This window comes from Capnocytophaga sputigena (genome assembly GCF_900446695.1).
GTDB lineage: Bacteria > Bacteroidota > Bacteroidia > Flavobacteriales > Flavobacteriaceae > Capnocytophaga > Capnocytophaga sputigena.
The window spans coordinates 212,057-226,293 of record NZ_UAVP01000008.1 but is presented as its reverse complement, the minus strand read 5'-3'; the positions used below and the strand labels follow the sequence as shown (position 1 = coordinate 226,293).

Genomic DNA, 14,237 nt, shown 5'->3' with positions numbered 1-14,237 from the left:
CATCAAACACTCATTTATATAACTAAGATTTAAAATTTATTTAAAATGGCAAAAGAAACATTTGATCGTTCCAAACCCCACTTGAATATTGGTACAATTGGACACGTAGACCACGGTAAAACTACTTTGACAGCCGCTATTACTAAAGTATTAGCTGACGCTGGTCTTTCAGAAGCTCGTAGCTTCGATTCTATCGACAACGCTCCAGAAGAAAAAGAACGTGGTATTACTATCAATACCTCTCACGTAGAATATCAAACAGCTACACGTCACTACGCACACGTTGACTGTCCTGGTCACGCCGACTACGTAAAAAATATGATTACTGGTGCTGCCCAAATGGACGGCGCTATCCTCGTAGTTGCTGCTACCGATGGTCCTATGCCTCAAACTCGTGAGCACATCCTTTTGGGTCGCCAAGTAGGTATCCCTCGTATCGTTGTGTTTATGAACAAAGTTGATATGGTGGATGACCCTGAATTGTTAGAGCTTGTTGAACTCGAAATGCGCGAACTTTTGAGCTCTTACCAATACGATGGTGATAACACTCCTATCGTTCAAGGTTCTGCTCTTGGAGCTCTTAACGGTGAGAAAAAATGGGTTGATACTGTACTCGCCCTTATGGACGCTGTTGATAACTACATCGAACTTCCTACTCGTGACATCGATAAACCTTTCTTGATGCCTATCGAAGACGTGTTCACTATCACTGGTCGTGGTACTGTGGCTACAGGTCGTATCGAAACTGGTGTTGCTAAAACAGGTGAAGCTGTTGAAATCATCGGTATGGGTGCTGAAAAATTGACCTCTACTATTACTGGGGTTGAAATGTTCCGCAAAATCCTCGACCGTGGTGAAGCTGGTGACAACGTAGGTTTGTTGCTCCGTGGTATCGACAAAAAAGATATCAAACGTGGTATGGTAATCTGCAAACCAGGTTCTGTAACTCCACACGCTAAATTCAAAGCTGAGGTGTATATCCTTTCTAAAGAAGAAGGTGGTCGTCACACTCCATTCCACAACAACTACCGTCCTCAATTCTACGTACGTACTACCGACGTAACCGGTACTATCCACTTGCAACCAGGTGTTGATATGGTTATGCCAGGTGATAACGTAACTATCGAAGTAGAATTGTTGCAACCTATCGCTCTTAACGTAGGTCTTCGCTTCGCTATCCGCGAAGGTGGTCGTACAGTAGGTGCTGGTCAAGTAACTGAAATCCTTGACTAATTTCTAACTTAGAATTAAGTTAACAATCATACAAAAAAGTTTTGGGTTCTAAAAACTCAAAACTTTTTTAAAATACGGGTGTAGTTCAAGGGTAGAATAGCGGTCTCCAAAACCGTTGATGGGGGTTCGAATCCCTCCACCCGTGCAATAAAAATCCAATAAACTTTGTCAAAGTCCCCAAACTCTGACAAAGTTTTTCCTTTTTCACCCCTCCCACTATTCCCACCATTCCCATCCCTCCCATCATCAGCCCGTGCGGCTCGCACCCACCGCACCCACCATCAGCCCGTGCGGCTCGCACCCCACCATCTGCCCGTGCGGCTCGCACCCCACCACCTGCCTGTGCACCTCACACCTCACCTAAAAACCACTAAATGTTTTGATAATAAATAAAAAAGTTATATCTTTGCCTTTCAAATAAGAATCACCATAGTCTATCAAAATCGGTTTCTAAATTTTGAGCCGCTACACTTTGCCAAAGTCTAAAAACTTTTGCCAAAGGTGATTACTTAGGTAATCAATTACTTTTAGAGTATGTTATGTAGGAAAGCCAGCGGTAGCTGAGTATGTGCTGCAAACGCCCTCTTGCAAACGCCCTCTTGGAAACCTCTCTAAAAATAAGCTATTTATTCGTAATTTAATTTATTTGACTATAAAGCAGAATTAAAAAAATAAAAATAAGAGCGTGACAAATTCTTACCTCTTATCTCTTAACTAAAAATAACAAATGAACATTCAAAAAAAAGATGTATTAGAAGCGCTTCGCAAAATTACCGCTCCTGGTGAAGGAAAAAATATGGTCGATAGCGGCGCTGTCCAAAATATAGTAGTATTTGGCGACGAAGTAGTAGTAGATGTAGTTATCAACAATCCTAGTTTGCAAGCCAAAAAACGCACCGAAGTCGAAATAATGAAAGCCATTCACGGCGAAGTTCACGAAAAAGCCAAAGTAGTGGTAAATGTGAAAGTCATCGCCCCCGAAGTGCCTGAAATCAAAGGAAAACCCATTCCTGGTATCCAAAATGTTATCGCTGTTGCCTCTGGTAAAGGTGGGGTAGGGAAGAGCACTGTAACTGCCAACTTGGCTGCCGCTCTCGCCAAAATGGGCTTCAAAGTAGGTGTCCTCGATGCCGATGTCTATGGACCCTCTATCCCCATAATGTTCGATGTAGCAGGTAACCGACCTCAATCGGTGGCTATCAATGGCAAATCGTTCATCCAGCCTATCGAAAACTACGGCGTGAAAATCCTCTCTATCGGATTCTTTACCAATGCTAATCAAGCAGTAATATGGCGTGGACCTATGGCTTCTAAAGCACTTAACCAACTCATTTTTGAATCCTACTGGGGAGAACTCGATTTCCTCCTTATCGACCTTCCTCCAGGAACGGGCGATATTCACTTGAGTATTATGCAAGCATTGCCTATTACGGGAGCAGTAGTAGTGAGCACCCCTCAAAAAATAGCCCTCGCCGATGCCCGCCGTGGAGTAGCGATGTTCGAACAAGAAAATATCAACGTGCCTGTGTTGGGGATTGTAGAAAATATGGCTTATTTCACCCCAGAAGAGTTGCCTAACAATAAGTATTACATCTTTGGAAAAGAAGGTGCTAAAAACCTCGCTGCCGATTTGAACGTACCTTTCTTAGGCGAAATTCCTTTAGTACAAGGCATACGCGAAGCAGGTGACGAAGGTCGCCCCACAGTGCTACAAGACGGCACTCCTCAAGCAAACGCCTTCCGTACCTTAGCTCAAGAGGTCGTGAAAAGTGTCGTAGAACGCAACGAAACACTACCTCCCTCCGAAGCAATCCGAATCACCACTACCGCAGGATGCAGTACTAATTAATAATAAAAACAACAATTAATAATTAAACAGACAACAACATACCTGTTACCTAATAAAAATGGAAGAACTTAGAAATGAAGTTATCAAAGCCTTAGATAAAATACGCCCCTATTTGCAAAATGATGGCGGCGATATTACTTTGGTTGATATCGAAGATGGAAAAATCGTCAAAGTGCGTTTAGAAGGCACTTGCACCAACTGCTCTGTCAATCAACTTACGCTTAGAAGCGGAGTAGAAATGACTATCAAAGAGTATGTGCCTCAAATAGAAAAAGTAATCAGTGTAGAATAATGAATTAGCGACAATGGCAGCGAATAAAGAATCAAGAAAAGAATATTGGAAACGCAAGTGGTTGAGCAAATACCGCTTGATAGTAATGGACGACAGTACCTACGAGGAAAAAACTTCCTTCCGCTTGAGTCGGCTCAATATCTTTGTATTTGGTTCTCTCTTTGCCTTTGTGCTCATCGCTCTCACTACAGTACTGATTATCTATTCCCCTCTGCGCCAGTATATTTTAGGCTATACTGCCGTCGAAAACAAACGCGAAACTCTCAGTCTGCTCTTCAAAGTAGATTCCTTAGAGCAAAAAATCCAAGATAACGACAAGTATTTGGCGTCTATCAAAAAAGTACTCGTAGGTGACCTGAAGCCTCAACGCGATAAGGACACCGCCAGTTTCAATATCTCCGATCCTAAATACGACCCTAAAGCCTATAGGGTAACCCCTAACAGACAAGATTCTATCCTTCGTCAAGAGGTAGAAGCCGATGAGCGAGGAGAGGAAGTAGAAACTACAACCCCTTAAAAACAGAATTAATGACAAAATTAAGTGTAAATATCAATAAAATAGCTACTTTGCGCAATGCACGCGGTGGCAATATGCCCGATGTATTACAAGTAGCCAAAGATGTACAACGTTTTGGAGCTGAAGGTGTTACTATCCACCCTCGCCCCGATGAACGTCACATCCGCTATCAAGATGCCTTCGATTTGCTAAAAGTAGTAACTACCGAATACAATATCGAAGGAAATCCCATCCCTAAATTTATCGACTTGGTATTGCAAGTCAAACCTACCCAAGTTACCCTTGTTCCCGATGCCGAAGATGCGATCACCTCTAATGCCGGTTGGGACACCATTAAACACAAAGATTTTTTAACTGAAGTAGTAACCGAGTTCAAACGCAATGGCATTCGTACCTCACTATTTGTAGACCCTGTTGAGGCAATGGTAACTGCCGCCGCTGCTACCGGTACTGATCGTGTAGAACTCTATACCGAAGGCTATGCCAGCCAGTACGCCCTTGGGAACAAAACTGCCGTAGAACCTTATGTAAAAGCAGCTTTAGAAGCTCAAAAAGTAGGCTTAGGACTTAATGCTGGTCACGATTTGAGCCTCGATAATCTAAAATACTTCAAAGAGCAAATACCTAACCTCTTAGAAGTCTCCATTGGTCACGCGCTTATTTGCGAGGCTCTTTATTTAGGTTTAGAGAATGTAATCCAGCTATACCTAAATAAATTAGCAGATTAGTAAATTAGCTAATTAGCAAAATTTCATAGAGCTCGCACTAAATTAAGAAACTAATACATTAACATATCAACAAAATGAAAACACATCTTACTTTAGGGGAGTTCATCATCCAAAATCAGAAGGACTTCCAACATTCAACTGGCGAGCTCTCACGTTTGCTGAGTGCGATTAAATTAGCCTCTAAACTAGTAAACCGCGAAGTAAACAAAGCGGGATTAGTAGACGACATCTTGGGCGATATGGGGCAAGAAAACGTACAAGGTGAGGTACAGAAAAAGTTAGACGTTTTCGCTAACGACCTCTTTATCCGTGCCCTTACCCAGCGTGATGTAGTATGTGGCATTGCTTCCGAAGAAAACGAGTTTTTCATTCCCATTGCCTCTTCCGAGAACAGTCCTAACAGCAAGTATGTAGTACTCATCGATCCACTCGATGGTTCTAGCAACGCCGATGTAAATGTAACTGTAGGCACTATCTTCTCTATCTATAGACGCGTAACTCCAGTAGGGACTCCTGTGCAATTAGAAGACTTTCTCCAAGAGGGCAACAAGCAAGTCGCAGCAGGCTATGTGGTCTATGGACTCTCTACAATGCTTGTCTATACCACTGGTCACGGGGTAAATGGCTTCACTCTTGACCCCTCTATCGGTACTTACTACCTCTCTCACCCTAATATGCAGTACCCTAAAGATGGTACCATCTACTCCATCAACGAAGGAAATTACGTGCATTTTCCGCAAGGGGTGAAGGATTATCTCAAATATTGCCAAGCCTTAGAAGGCAATCGCCCTTATACTTCTCGTTATATAGGCTCTTTAGTCTCCGATTTTCACCGCAATATGCTCAAAGGCGGTATTTATATCTATCCTTCGGGAACGCGTACGCCACGCGGTAAATTGCGCTTGCTCTACGAATGTAACCCTATGGCATTTCTCACCGAACAAGCAGGTGGTAAAGCCTCCGATGGCTACACACGCATTATGGATATCCGCCCTACAGAACTCCACCAAAGAGTACCTTTCTTCTGCGGATCAGAAAATATGGTGAAAAAGGTAGAAGAATTTATGGCAAAATATCCAAATGATAAACTTGATTATTAGTGAGTTATAAAAAATATGATAAAAAACTTGCAAAATATTCACAAAATATTTTGCAAGTTTCAAAAATAGTACTACTTTTGCAGCCGTAATGATAAAACAACTGGTACCTTAGCTCAGTTGGTAGAGCAAAGGACTGAAAATCCTTGTGTCCCTGGTTCGATTCCTGGAGGTACCACGAGATCTTCTTCATAGAGGAAATTTTTCATATTTTTAAGGATTAGGAATTGCAAAAGCCTCAGCATTCGCTGAGGCTTTTGTTATTTAGTACTTTGCAAAGTACTTAATTGCTTGTGCGGCTCGTATCTTTGGCAAAGTATAAGTATGTTTGTTATTAAAAAATTCTGTACCCTACCGAAATACTGAATACCTGATTAGAAGTACTTTCTGAGTGGCTGGGAAGTATATCGGTGAAACCTATTCCATATTGAATGCCCGCTGTAAAACGATTGATTTCTACGCCTGTAGCTAAGTTGAAACCTACATCAAATCTGCGTAAATCATCAGAGCTGCTGTTGCCAATAATTAATGAATGACTGTTTCTTACGGTGTGGTCTATTACTTTTTTCTTCTTGTAGTGCGTCCACTCTTCACGTGAATTACCCCACAACGCAGCAGCTACATAAGGTCCTGCTTTCCACAATAAGTTTACTTTTCGCAACTTTAAGCGATAGCCCGCATAAAAAGGCATCTCTAAATAACCGTAGCTGTAATGTCTTTCACTTAGGAACCTCTCTTTGTCTTCTTTGTATTTATACTTGTAAGAATGTCCTTTGGTGGTGAGCAATAATCCTGATTCAAGGTAGAATCCTGTAGGGAAATTTACACTTGCTAAAGCTCCTGTGTGAAATCCTGGAGTGATCGACCTTTTACTGTCATAAGTGTCTGAATAATAAACACCAGCAATGTTCAAGCCTGCCTTTACTTCTAATCCCATTTTCACTTGTGCGCGCAGAGGACTTATCATCCCCAAAAGCAGGGCTGCTGCCAAAAATAATTTTGCTCTTTTCATTGTATAATGTTTTAAAGTTTAATGATTTAAAGGTACAAAGTTACAAAAATAATTGTAAACCACAAATTAAAGCTCTCCAATCGTATTTGCGTCGCTACGACCTTTGCCAAAGTTTTAATTGCTTGTCGTGCTACGACCTTTGGCAAAGTTGATTACTTTGATAGTCAATCACTTTTAGAGTGTGTTATGTAGGAAAGCCAGCGATAGCTGGGTATGTGCTGCAAACGCCCTCACAGATAAAATGTTTTGCAAACGCCCTCACAGATAAAAAAATCCAGATGGTCTCTTTAAAGAATTCTTCCCCCTATCGAAAAAGCAAAACACTGCTGCTTCATATAGTTTTCATTAGGGTTAGGCAATATATCGATGAAACCTACTGAGTATTGGAAACCAATGGTAAAGCGCTTGATTTCTAAACCTGTAGCAAAGTTGAACCCCGCATCAAAAGGCTTGAGCCCATCGTTGTTGCCATTGCCAATGCTCAATGAGTATTTACTTTTGTTGATGTGCAAAAACCTACTATCCTTATACACCGATTGTTCTTCGCGTACATTGGCAGCCAAAGCCGTTGCGATATATGGTCCAGCTTTCCACACAAAAGTAATATGTCGCGCTCTAAGGCGAAAACCTACATAGAGCGGAATTTCCAAATAATGATGATTAAAAACTTGCTTGCGCATATAGCTACCGTCAGATTTGTAATAGCCTCCACCGTAACTATACTCGTGTTTAAAGTTTTTGGAGGCATATACCAATCCCGATTCTATCGCAATGCCATTGTCAAACTGAGCGCTCAACAATCCGCCTATTTGCAATCCCGAAGCGCTTTCCATTACCCACTCAGGCGATGAAACTCCGTAAAGACCGCCTGCGGTAATCCCTGCTTTGGCTTCTACACCCCATTTTATTTGTGCTTGTGCAACGATTCCCCAGAGGAATGTCATTGCTAATAATTTCATTCGGTTCATAAATTTAGCTATTAATAAGGACAAAGGTAATAAATAATTGCCAAATCGGCAAATCTATAAATTTGCTAATTAGCTAATTATCCTTATCTTTGCCCCAATATATTAATTTTTCTTTTATGAAAAGACGTTTTTTCACGCTATTAACAACCTTAACCACTATATTTGCTATCGCTCAAGAGGCTGATACTTTGGCAATAGAAAAGCCAACTCCTCCTCCCACACTTCCGGCTTTTGCCAAAAAACTAAACATCGATTTGTTTTTCAGAGGGGGAGGTGTGAGTGATAATTATAACGATGCCTCTAAAAATAGCACTCATTTTGTGATTGACAATGCGCGCATCAATCTGCAAGGTGATTTCAACGATGATCTCTTCTACCGCGTGCGATTCCGTCCTAATCGTCCCTTTACCGAAACTTCTCAGGACGGTGGAACTACTGCCTTAGACTACGCTTTTATTACCTATCGTTTTGGCGCAATGCGTCAGTGGGATGTAACGGTGGGCAAACAGCTCGCTGCTTTTGGGGCTTTTGAAAAAGAAATCAACCCTATCTACGAATATATTTTCACCGATTACCTAAATGGGGTCTACAACAATGTCTTCCTTTCAGGACTCGCTTTGGGCTATAAACTCAACGAGCGCCAGAAAGTAGGCGTACAGTTGCACAACACAATAAATGCTAAATTCGCTACTCATTTGAAAAACAACGGCTTTGTAGCGGGCGATTTTACGGCTTCCAAAGCACCTATCGGGATGTACCTCTATTGGAATGCCGATTTGCTCGACGGCAAACTCAAATTGCGCTACTCCTATAACCTATCGCAATACGCTGCCAACTACCTCACTCACTCCGTAGCTTTGGGGAATTGGTATAAAAGTGGCAAACATACGGTTTATCTCGACCTCAGTTATACCTATATGGCTGCCGATTACGGACTTACAGCTTCAAAACTCCTCAGCGCCTACGATGGTTTGGCTAAAGATAATTTCTTGATGCAGAAAGATGTAGTCTACAAACGTGCTGTATCGCGCTACGACTATCAACTTACCGACCGCTGGAGTCTATCGGCTAAGGCGGGGATTGAGTTAGCGGGGAGTACCCAGCGCCTCAGTGAGCAGTTGCGCACCAACTGGATATACTTCGCCGCCGCTCAATACGCTCCCATACAAGGACAAGACCTCCGCTTTTACGTAGCCTACGTGGGGAATACCCTCAGCTACGACAAAGCCTTACATCTAAAAGATGAACAACTACACCGCATTGCAATCGGTGCTTACTATACATTACCGATTTTAAAAAGTAGTCATTAGTACCCCCACTAACCCCTAACACATAGAAATGAAACAAATCAACGGTTTTTCTAAACTTACCAAAGCCGAGAAAATTCAATGGCTTTGCGACACTTATTTTCCTGAGGTAGAGAACGCAGCAGCTTTCTTTGAAAAATACCATAACCCCGATGCTGAACTTCAAAAACGCCACGACGAGTTCATCGAAAATACGATTACGAATTACTACTTGCCTTTTGCAGTAGCGCCTAACTTCCTCATCAATGGGCGTACCTATACGGTGCCTATGGCAATTGAGGAAAGCTCGGTGGTGGCAGCTGCCAGCCGTGCAGCGAAGTTCTGGCAGGGTAGGGGAGGCTTCCATACTACGGTGCTCTCTACCGAAAAAACAGGACACGTGCACTTCTTTTTCTACGGTGGAAAAGCGCATTTAGAAGCCTTTTTTGCCCGCGTACAGCCTTTGATGCTCGCCAATGCCAAACCTATCACCGCCAATATGGAAAAACGTGGCGGGGGCATTACTTCCCTTACTTTGGTAGATAAAACTGAAGCATTAGCGGATTACTATCAGCTGTCAGCTACTTTTGAAACCTTAGATGCGATGGGGGCTAACTTCATCAACTCGTGTTTGGAATCGTTTGCCGAGACCTTTAGAGAAGAAGCCGAAAAAGAGGCAACTATCCGTGGGCAGTACGAAATTGTGATGTCTATACTCTCTAATTATGTGCCTAACTGCTTGGTGCGTGCCGAAGTGCATTGCCCTGTAGACGAATTGGAGATAGCCCACCTCAAAGGAATGGCAGCCGCCAAAAAATTCGTGCAAGCGCTCGCTATTGCCAACGCCGATGTATACCGCGCCACCACTCACAACAAAGGTATAATGAACGGCATCGACTCGGTGATTTTAGCCACCGGTAATGACTTTCGCGCGATTGAGGCAGGAGCACACGCCTATGCAGCGCGTTCAGGCAATTACAAGAGTCTTTCCAACGCTTGGATAGAGGGCGACACTTTTCATTTTGCACTGGAATTGCCTTTGGCTTTGGGTACTGTAGGCGGACTTACCACGCTTCACCCCTTGGTGAAAACAGCCCTCGAAATCCTCGAAAAACCCAATGCTCGCGAGCTGATGCAAATCGTAGCTTGTGTAGGTTTAGCACAGAATTTTTCGGCAGTGAGTTCGCTCATCAGTTTGGGTATCCAAAAAGGACATATGAAAATGCACCTCAATAATATTTTTAATCAATTAGGTGCTACCGACGAAGAAAAACAACAGCTCACTGCTTATTTCAAAGATAAAACAGTGAGCCATAGTGAAGTAGCCGAGGCGTTGAAGAAAATCAGGGGATAGTGTTACGCCATTTTAGTTTCTAAAAGCTGTTTGTATTTTTGCCAATCTGGCATAAAGTTTTCTAATAACCGGTAGAAGGATTTGCTGTGATTGTGATGTACTAAATGACACAATTCGTGTAGTATCACATAATTTATACAAACTATAGGAGCTTTGATGAGTTCTGGGTTTAAGATTATTTTCTGCTGAGGAGTACAACTTCCCCATCGCTTCTCCATCTTTTTTATTTGTAATATAGGTTTTTCTAATCCGAACCTTTTAAATAAATAAAATTGTTCTTCAAAAAGCTTGTTAAATAAGATAGTAGCTCTTGCAATATACCATTGTTGCAAGAGCTTTTTTATATGTGTAGCATCAGGATTGAGTGTTTTTACTACCAATCTCCCTTGATAAAGCTTCACCTCTTCAGCCGTAGAAGGTTCTATCTTTAGCATATATTGTTTACCGAGATATAAGAAGCTTTCTCCTCCTATGTATTGGCGCGCAGGGGTTTTAGGTAAATAGGTTTGAAAGCTTCTTTGCTGTTTCTCTATCCATTTGCGTTTGGCCTTCAAAAACTGTTCTATTATAGGTAAATCTGTGTCTATAGGGGCAAATACCTTTACCGAAGTATCAGGATAGACCTTTATACCTAAGGTTTTTCTATCAGTATAATAAAGTTCGTAGTGGGTGCTCATTATCCTATTTGTTTACTTACTTTTACGATTTCTTCTATAATAGTATCTACTATATCAAAAGGGATTTCTACCCCCTGCTGTTGTTTTAGCTGATAGAAAAAATCATCTATAGTTTGTGCTATCTCGTTTACCAATAAACTGTTTTGTTGCCAATCTACTATAGGGCTACCCTCTTCGTAGATAATGTGGTTGATAAGTAAATCTAACTGCAAAGCCCATTCTACTTTTTGGGCAGTATGAGGCAAGGGGTCAAGGGTTTTGAGATGTTCGCCTAAGAGGTTGTAGAAAGCAGTAGCTTTTTTATTTCCTATCAAAGCCTCTGGCAAATTGGATTGTGTTCCTTCAAAAAACTGGTTTTCATAATCTCTTACTCTGTTGAAATACTCCAATTCGTCTATGCGTTTTTGTCGATAAGCTTCAATGGTTTGCCTGATGAGGGTGGAGAGTTTTTGATAAAAAATAGGGTCTTCATCCATTTTTATACTGATGGCTTTCACAGTGCGCGAAGCGATATGGTCGGCTTTAGAGGCGTGTCCTGTTAGCTGCTCTAATGCTTTATCGCGTTCTTCTTTGTCAAACAAATCTATCTTTTCAGTGATTTGTAGAAAATCCCCATCGGTAATAATGTGTTTATCAATCAGTTTTTGTATTTGCTTTTCGTATTCGGTGTAATCAATCGTGTCAAAATAACGACGTGCTACATCGGTGCGCAATGCGAGGAAAAACTTCAAATCTTTTTGATAACGCTCTATAGTCGGCGCATTTTCTTCTGTATCAAAACTCACTAACGAAAGGGCTAACTTCAGCATACGCGCAAAGAGGGAGAGCCGTTCGTAAAACGTTTCTCGCTTTTCTTTGTCGGATAATAGTTCGGCATAGGCTTCGGTGTCATATTTGTTTTTTACGGTTTTGAAAATATCCCACAACTGCGAGTGTAGTTGCGGTAGCTTTTCAATTTCTTTAGCAGCATTGGTAACAGTTCCCTTGAGGTCGTCTGCCTCAAAATCTTCCCAAGAGCCATACATTTCAATGGCTTTGTCGAGGTTTTCCAAATTGCCGTAATAATCTATGACAAGCCCGTAATCTTTTCCTTCTTTCACTCGGTTTACACGGGCTATAGCTTGCAAAAGGGTATGCTCTTTCAGGCTACGGGTGAGGTACATTACCTTTACGATAGGGGCGTCAAAACCTGTGAGGAGCTTATCGACTACTATCAGCAGTTCGGGCTGTTCTTTGTCTCGAAAACTATCAATTAGGCTGTCTTCATATTTTTTAGATGACCCGTATTTGTCCATCATTGCTTTGTAGAAAGAGCCTACTTTATATTCGTTTTCTTCAAAACTATCTTCGTTGTTCTCTCGTGTGTCTGGAGCCGAGATAAGTACTTCACAGTCGAGTTTGCACTCTTTCATTAAATAGTTGCGGTAGTCTATAGCAGCGGTTTTGCTTGGGGTTACTAACATTGCTTTAAAACCTTCGTTTTGTACGTTTTTCTTAAAGTGTTCTGCTATATCCCAAGCGCGCGCCTGAATAATCTGGTCGGCGCGATTGAGCTGTGCAATGCTGTTTGCTTTGCGTTTTAGATGGGCTTTGCCGTAATCACTAAGGGGTTCACTCACACGGTCAAAATAGTTATCTAAAGGCTTTTCGTTTAGGTCGAAAAGATTATGCCTACCTTCATATAAGATAGGAACAATAGCTCCATCGGCTACCGCATCGGTAATAGTGTAGGGGGTACCGATGATGCCACCGAACTTAGCAGCTGTGTTCTTCTCTTTTTTCATCAGGGGGGTACCCGTGAAAGCTATAAAACAAGCTTTGGGAAATACTTGTTGCATTTTCACCCCTAACCTGCCGTATTGGGTGCGGTGGGCTTCGTCTATCAGCACAAATATTTCTGAAGAGGTGAGGGCTTTGTTTAGCTGACTTACTACGGTTTCAAACTTGTGAATGGTAGTGGTAATCACCTTATCGGTATGCTCTTTTAGTAGCTCAGTAAGTTTTGTACCTGTAGCAGCTTTCTCCACAGGTAGATTACACTTTTTGAAAGTTTTACTTATTTGCTCATCGAGGTCAGTACGGTCGGTTACTAATAGTATTTTGGGGTGTTTAATGCTCTTGTCGGCAGCTAAAAGTTGTGCCAGCATTACCATAGTAAGCGATTTTCCACTGCCTTGAGTGTGCCAGATGACCCCGCCTAAGCGCTTGCCGTCTTCTATGTGTTTTACTTTTGCCAAAGTGTCTTCTACTGCAAAAAACTGCTGATAGCGGGCTATCTTTTTGATGTGATTGTCAAAAATAGTGTAGTGTTGTATAAGCCGTAGCAAGCGCTCTTTCCTGCAAAGGTAATAAAGCGTGAGGTCTTGCTCGGTGAGTAGTACCTCTTCTGTTGCTTGCTGACGAAAAAAGTATTGCGTACTTTGGTAGCGATGGGCAAAGAGCGCACTCTGTTCATCGACAGGAAGCGGACGGTTTTTAAGGGATTTCAGTTGCTGATTTGCCTTGTTTTCAGCCAAACGATCGCCGAAGAGTTCGCACCATACTTGCCAGTATTTTAGTGGGGTGGCGGTAGTGGCATAACTTGCACTATTTACCGCTAAAGCCAATAACAGTTGCGAATATTGGTACAGCTCGCGTATACCATCGTCTTTCTGGTTGCGCAAGTGCTGCGAAATAGCCTCGGTAATAGGATTTTTAATCACATTGCTTTTGCACTCTATGACTACTATCGGGATGCCGTTGATAAACAATACAATATCAGGGCGATAATGATCGTTGCGGGCAGTGCGTGTTACGGCAAACTCTTCGCTTACGTGATAGACGTTGTTCTCGGGGCATTCCCAATCGATATACCTAAAAGAATAACTTTTCTTGCTACTGCCAATGGTTTGCTCAAAGGTTTTGCCCAATGTAAGCAGGTCATACACCTGTTGGTTTACCCCCATAAACCCCTCGTGAGTACGAAGTTCTTTGAGGGCTACTACTCCTGCATTGATATTCTCTTCCGAAAAAGCATAGTCTTTCCCGCGGTAGTGAATACGGTTTATCTTGGCAAGTTGCGCCTTGAGAATAGGCTCTAAAAGCACATTGCTGTACTTATTACCGCGCATAGCCAAAGCTTCTTCAGGCGACAGGTATTGATAGCCCATATTTATCAGGAGTTGTAAAGCAGGTATTTGCGATATGATTTCTTCTCGGTAGTGCATAGGTCTTTTATTTGTTGA

At 42.1% G+C, this 14,237-nt stretch carries 12 protein-coding genes and 2 tRNA genes; 10 read left to right on the top strand and 4 right to left on the bottom strand.

Going from position 1 to position 14,237, the window contains the following annotated elements; all coding sequences use genetic code 11:
• The first annotated feature begins 45 nt into the window (after window positions 1-45).
• The 8 genes from tuf (at window position 46) to DR017_RS07525 (ending at window position 5,894) form a co-directional block, all read left to right on the top strand.
• On the top strand, window positions 46-1,233 hold the full coding sequence (gene tuf / locus DR017_RS07560; protein ID WP_002677857.1) for an elongation factor Tu: 1,188 nt from the start codon (window positions 46-48) through the stop codon (window positions 1,231-1,233).
• A 74-nt stretch (window positions 1,234-1,307) separates the two neighbouring features.
• Window positions 1,308-1,378: transfer RNA gene (locus DR017_RS07555), tRNA-Trp, on the top strand.
• 582 nt (window positions 1,379-1,960) lie between these two features.
• Complete coding sequence (locus DR017_RS07550) at window positions 1,961-3,082, top strand: Mrp/NBP35 family ATP-binding protein (protein ID WP_002677756.1); 1,122 nt, start codon at window positions 1,961-1,963, stop codon at window positions 3,080-3,082.
• A 52-nt stretch (window positions 3,083-3,134) separates the two neighbouring features.
• The gene (locus DR017_RS07545; RefSeq protein ID WP_172458402.1) at window positions 3,135-3,374 is read left to right on the top strand and encodes a NifU family protein; all 240 of its coding nucleotides are present in this window, start codon (window positions 3,135-3,137) and stop codon (window positions 3,372-3,374) included.
• 13 nt (window positions 3,375-3,387) lie between these two features.
• The gene (locus tag DR017_RS07540) at window positions 3,388-3,891 is read left to right on the top strand and encodes a hypothetical protein (protein ID WP_002677694.1); all 504 of its coding nucleotides are present in this window, start codon (window positions 3,388-3,390) and stop codon (window positions 3,889-3,891) included.
• Between the two features lie 11 nt (window positions 3,892-3,902).
• Window positions 3,903-4,619 (top strand): pyridoxine 5'-phosphate synthase, encoded by a 717-nt coding sequence (locus DR017_RS07535; RefSeq protein ID WP_002677911.1) that lies wholly within the window; start codon window positions 3,903-3,905, stop codon window positions 4,617-4,619.
• 74 nt (window positions 4,620-4,693) lie between these two features.
• A complete protein-coding gene (fbp, locus tag DR017_RS07530) occupies window positions 4,694-5,719 on the top strand; it encodes a class 1 fructose-bisphosphatase (RefSeq protein ID WP_002677768.1) in 1,026 nt (341 codons plus the stop codon).
• 102 nt (window positions 5,720-5,821) lie between these two features.
• Window positions 5,822-5,894, top strand: a tRNA-Phe gene (locus tag DR017_RS07525).
• Between the two features lie 156 nt (window positions 5,895-6,050).
• On the opposite strand, the gene DR017_RS07520 is transcribed toward DR017_RS07525, so the two are convergent.
• Window positions 6,051-6,728, bottom strand: a complete 678-nt coding sequence (locus tag DR017_RS07520; RefSeq protein WP_002677771.1) for a porin family protein — start codon at window positions 6,726-6,728, stop codon at window positions 6,051-6,053.
• A gap of 287 nt (window positions 6,729-7,015) precedes the next feature.
• A complete protein-coding gene (locus DR017_RS07515) occupies window positions 7,016-7,696 on the bottom strand; it encodes a porin family protein (RefSeq protein WP_002678003.1) in 681 nt (226 codons plus the stop codon).
• Between the two features lie 116 nt (window positions 7,697-7,812).
• Here DR017_RS07515 and DR017_RS07510 point away from each other — a divergent pair, with 116 nt between their 5' ends.
• Window positions 7,813-9,006 (top strand): porin, encoded by a 1,194-nt coding sequence (locus DR017_RS07510; RefSeq protein WP_002677784.1) that lies wholly within the window; start codon window positions 7,813-7,815, stop codon window positions 9,004-9,006.
• A gap of 28 nt (window positions 9,007-9,034) precedes the next feature.
• Window positions 9,035-10,336, top strand: a complete 1,302-nt coding sequence (locus tag DR017_RS07505) for a hydroxymethylglutaryl-CoA reductase, degradative (RefSeq protein WP_002677806.1) — start codon at window positions 9,035-9,037, stop codon at window positions 10,334-10,336.
• A gap of 2 nt (window positions 10,337-10,338) precedes the next feature.
• On the opposite strand, the gene DR017_RS07500 is transcribed toward DR017_RS07505, so the two are convergent.
• The gene (locus DR017_RS07500) at window positions 10,339-11,013 is read right to left on the bottom strand and encodes a M48 family metallopeptidase (protein ID WP_002677679.1); all 675 of its coding nucleotides are present in this window, start codon (window positions 11,011-11,013) and stop codon (window positions 10,339-10,341) included.
• Entirely contained in the window at window positions 11,013-14,219 is a 3,207-nt protein-coding gene (locus DR017_RS07495; protein WP_002677996.1) for a type I restriction endonuclease subunit R, read from the bottom strand. The genes DR017_RS07500 and DR017_RS07495 overlap by 1 nt, the downstream gene beginning before the upstream one ends.
• Window positions 14,220-14,237 lie beyond the last annotated feature (18 nt).

Excerpts from the sequence above, each read along its gene's own strand:
- DR017_RS07535 (WP_002677911.1), top strand. The coding sequence starts at position 3,903 with ATGACAAAATTAAGTGTAAATATCAATAAAATAGCTACTTTGCGCAAT.
- DR017_RS07515 (WP_002678003.1), bottom strand. The coding sequence starts at position 7,696 with ATGAACCGAATGAAATTATTAGCAATGACATTCCTCTGGGGAATCGTT.
- DR017_RS07495 (WP_002677996.1), bottom strand. The coding sequence starts at position 14,219 with ATGCACTACCGAGAAGAAATCATATCGCAAATACCTGCTTTACAACTC.
- DR017_RS07510 (WP_002677784.1), top strand. The coding sequence starts at position 7,813 with ATGAAAAGACGTTTTTTCACGCTATTAACAACCTTAACCACTATATTT.
- DR017_RS07540 (WP_002677694.1), top strand. The coding sequence starts at position 3,388 with ATGGCAGCGAATAAAGAATCAAGAAAAGAATATTGGAAACGCAAGTGG.
- DR017_RS07505 (WP_002677806.1), top strand. The coding sequence starts at position 9,035 with ATGAAACAAATCAACGGTTTTTCTAAACTTACCAAAGCCGAGAAAATT.
- fbp (WP_002677768.1), top strand. The coding sequence starts at position 4,694 with ATGAAAACACATCTTACTTTAGGGGAGTTCATCATCCAAAATCAGAAG.
- DR017_RS07550 (WP_002677756.1), top strand. The coding sequence starts at position 1,961 with ATGAACATTCAAAAAAAAGATGTATTAGAAGCGCTTCGCAAAATTACC.
- DR017_RS07520 (WP_002677771.1), bottom strand. The coding sequence starts at position 6,728 with ATGAAAAGAGCAAAATTATTTTTGGCAGCAGCCCTGCTTTTGGGGATG.
- tuf (WP_002677857.1), top strand. The coding sequence starts at position 46 with ATGGCAAAAGAAACATTTGATCGTTCCAAACCCCACTTGAATATTGGT.
- DR017_RS07500 (WP_002677679.1), bottom strand. The coding sequence starts at position 11,013 with ATGAGCACCCACTACGAACTTTATTATACTGATAGAAAAACCTTAGGT.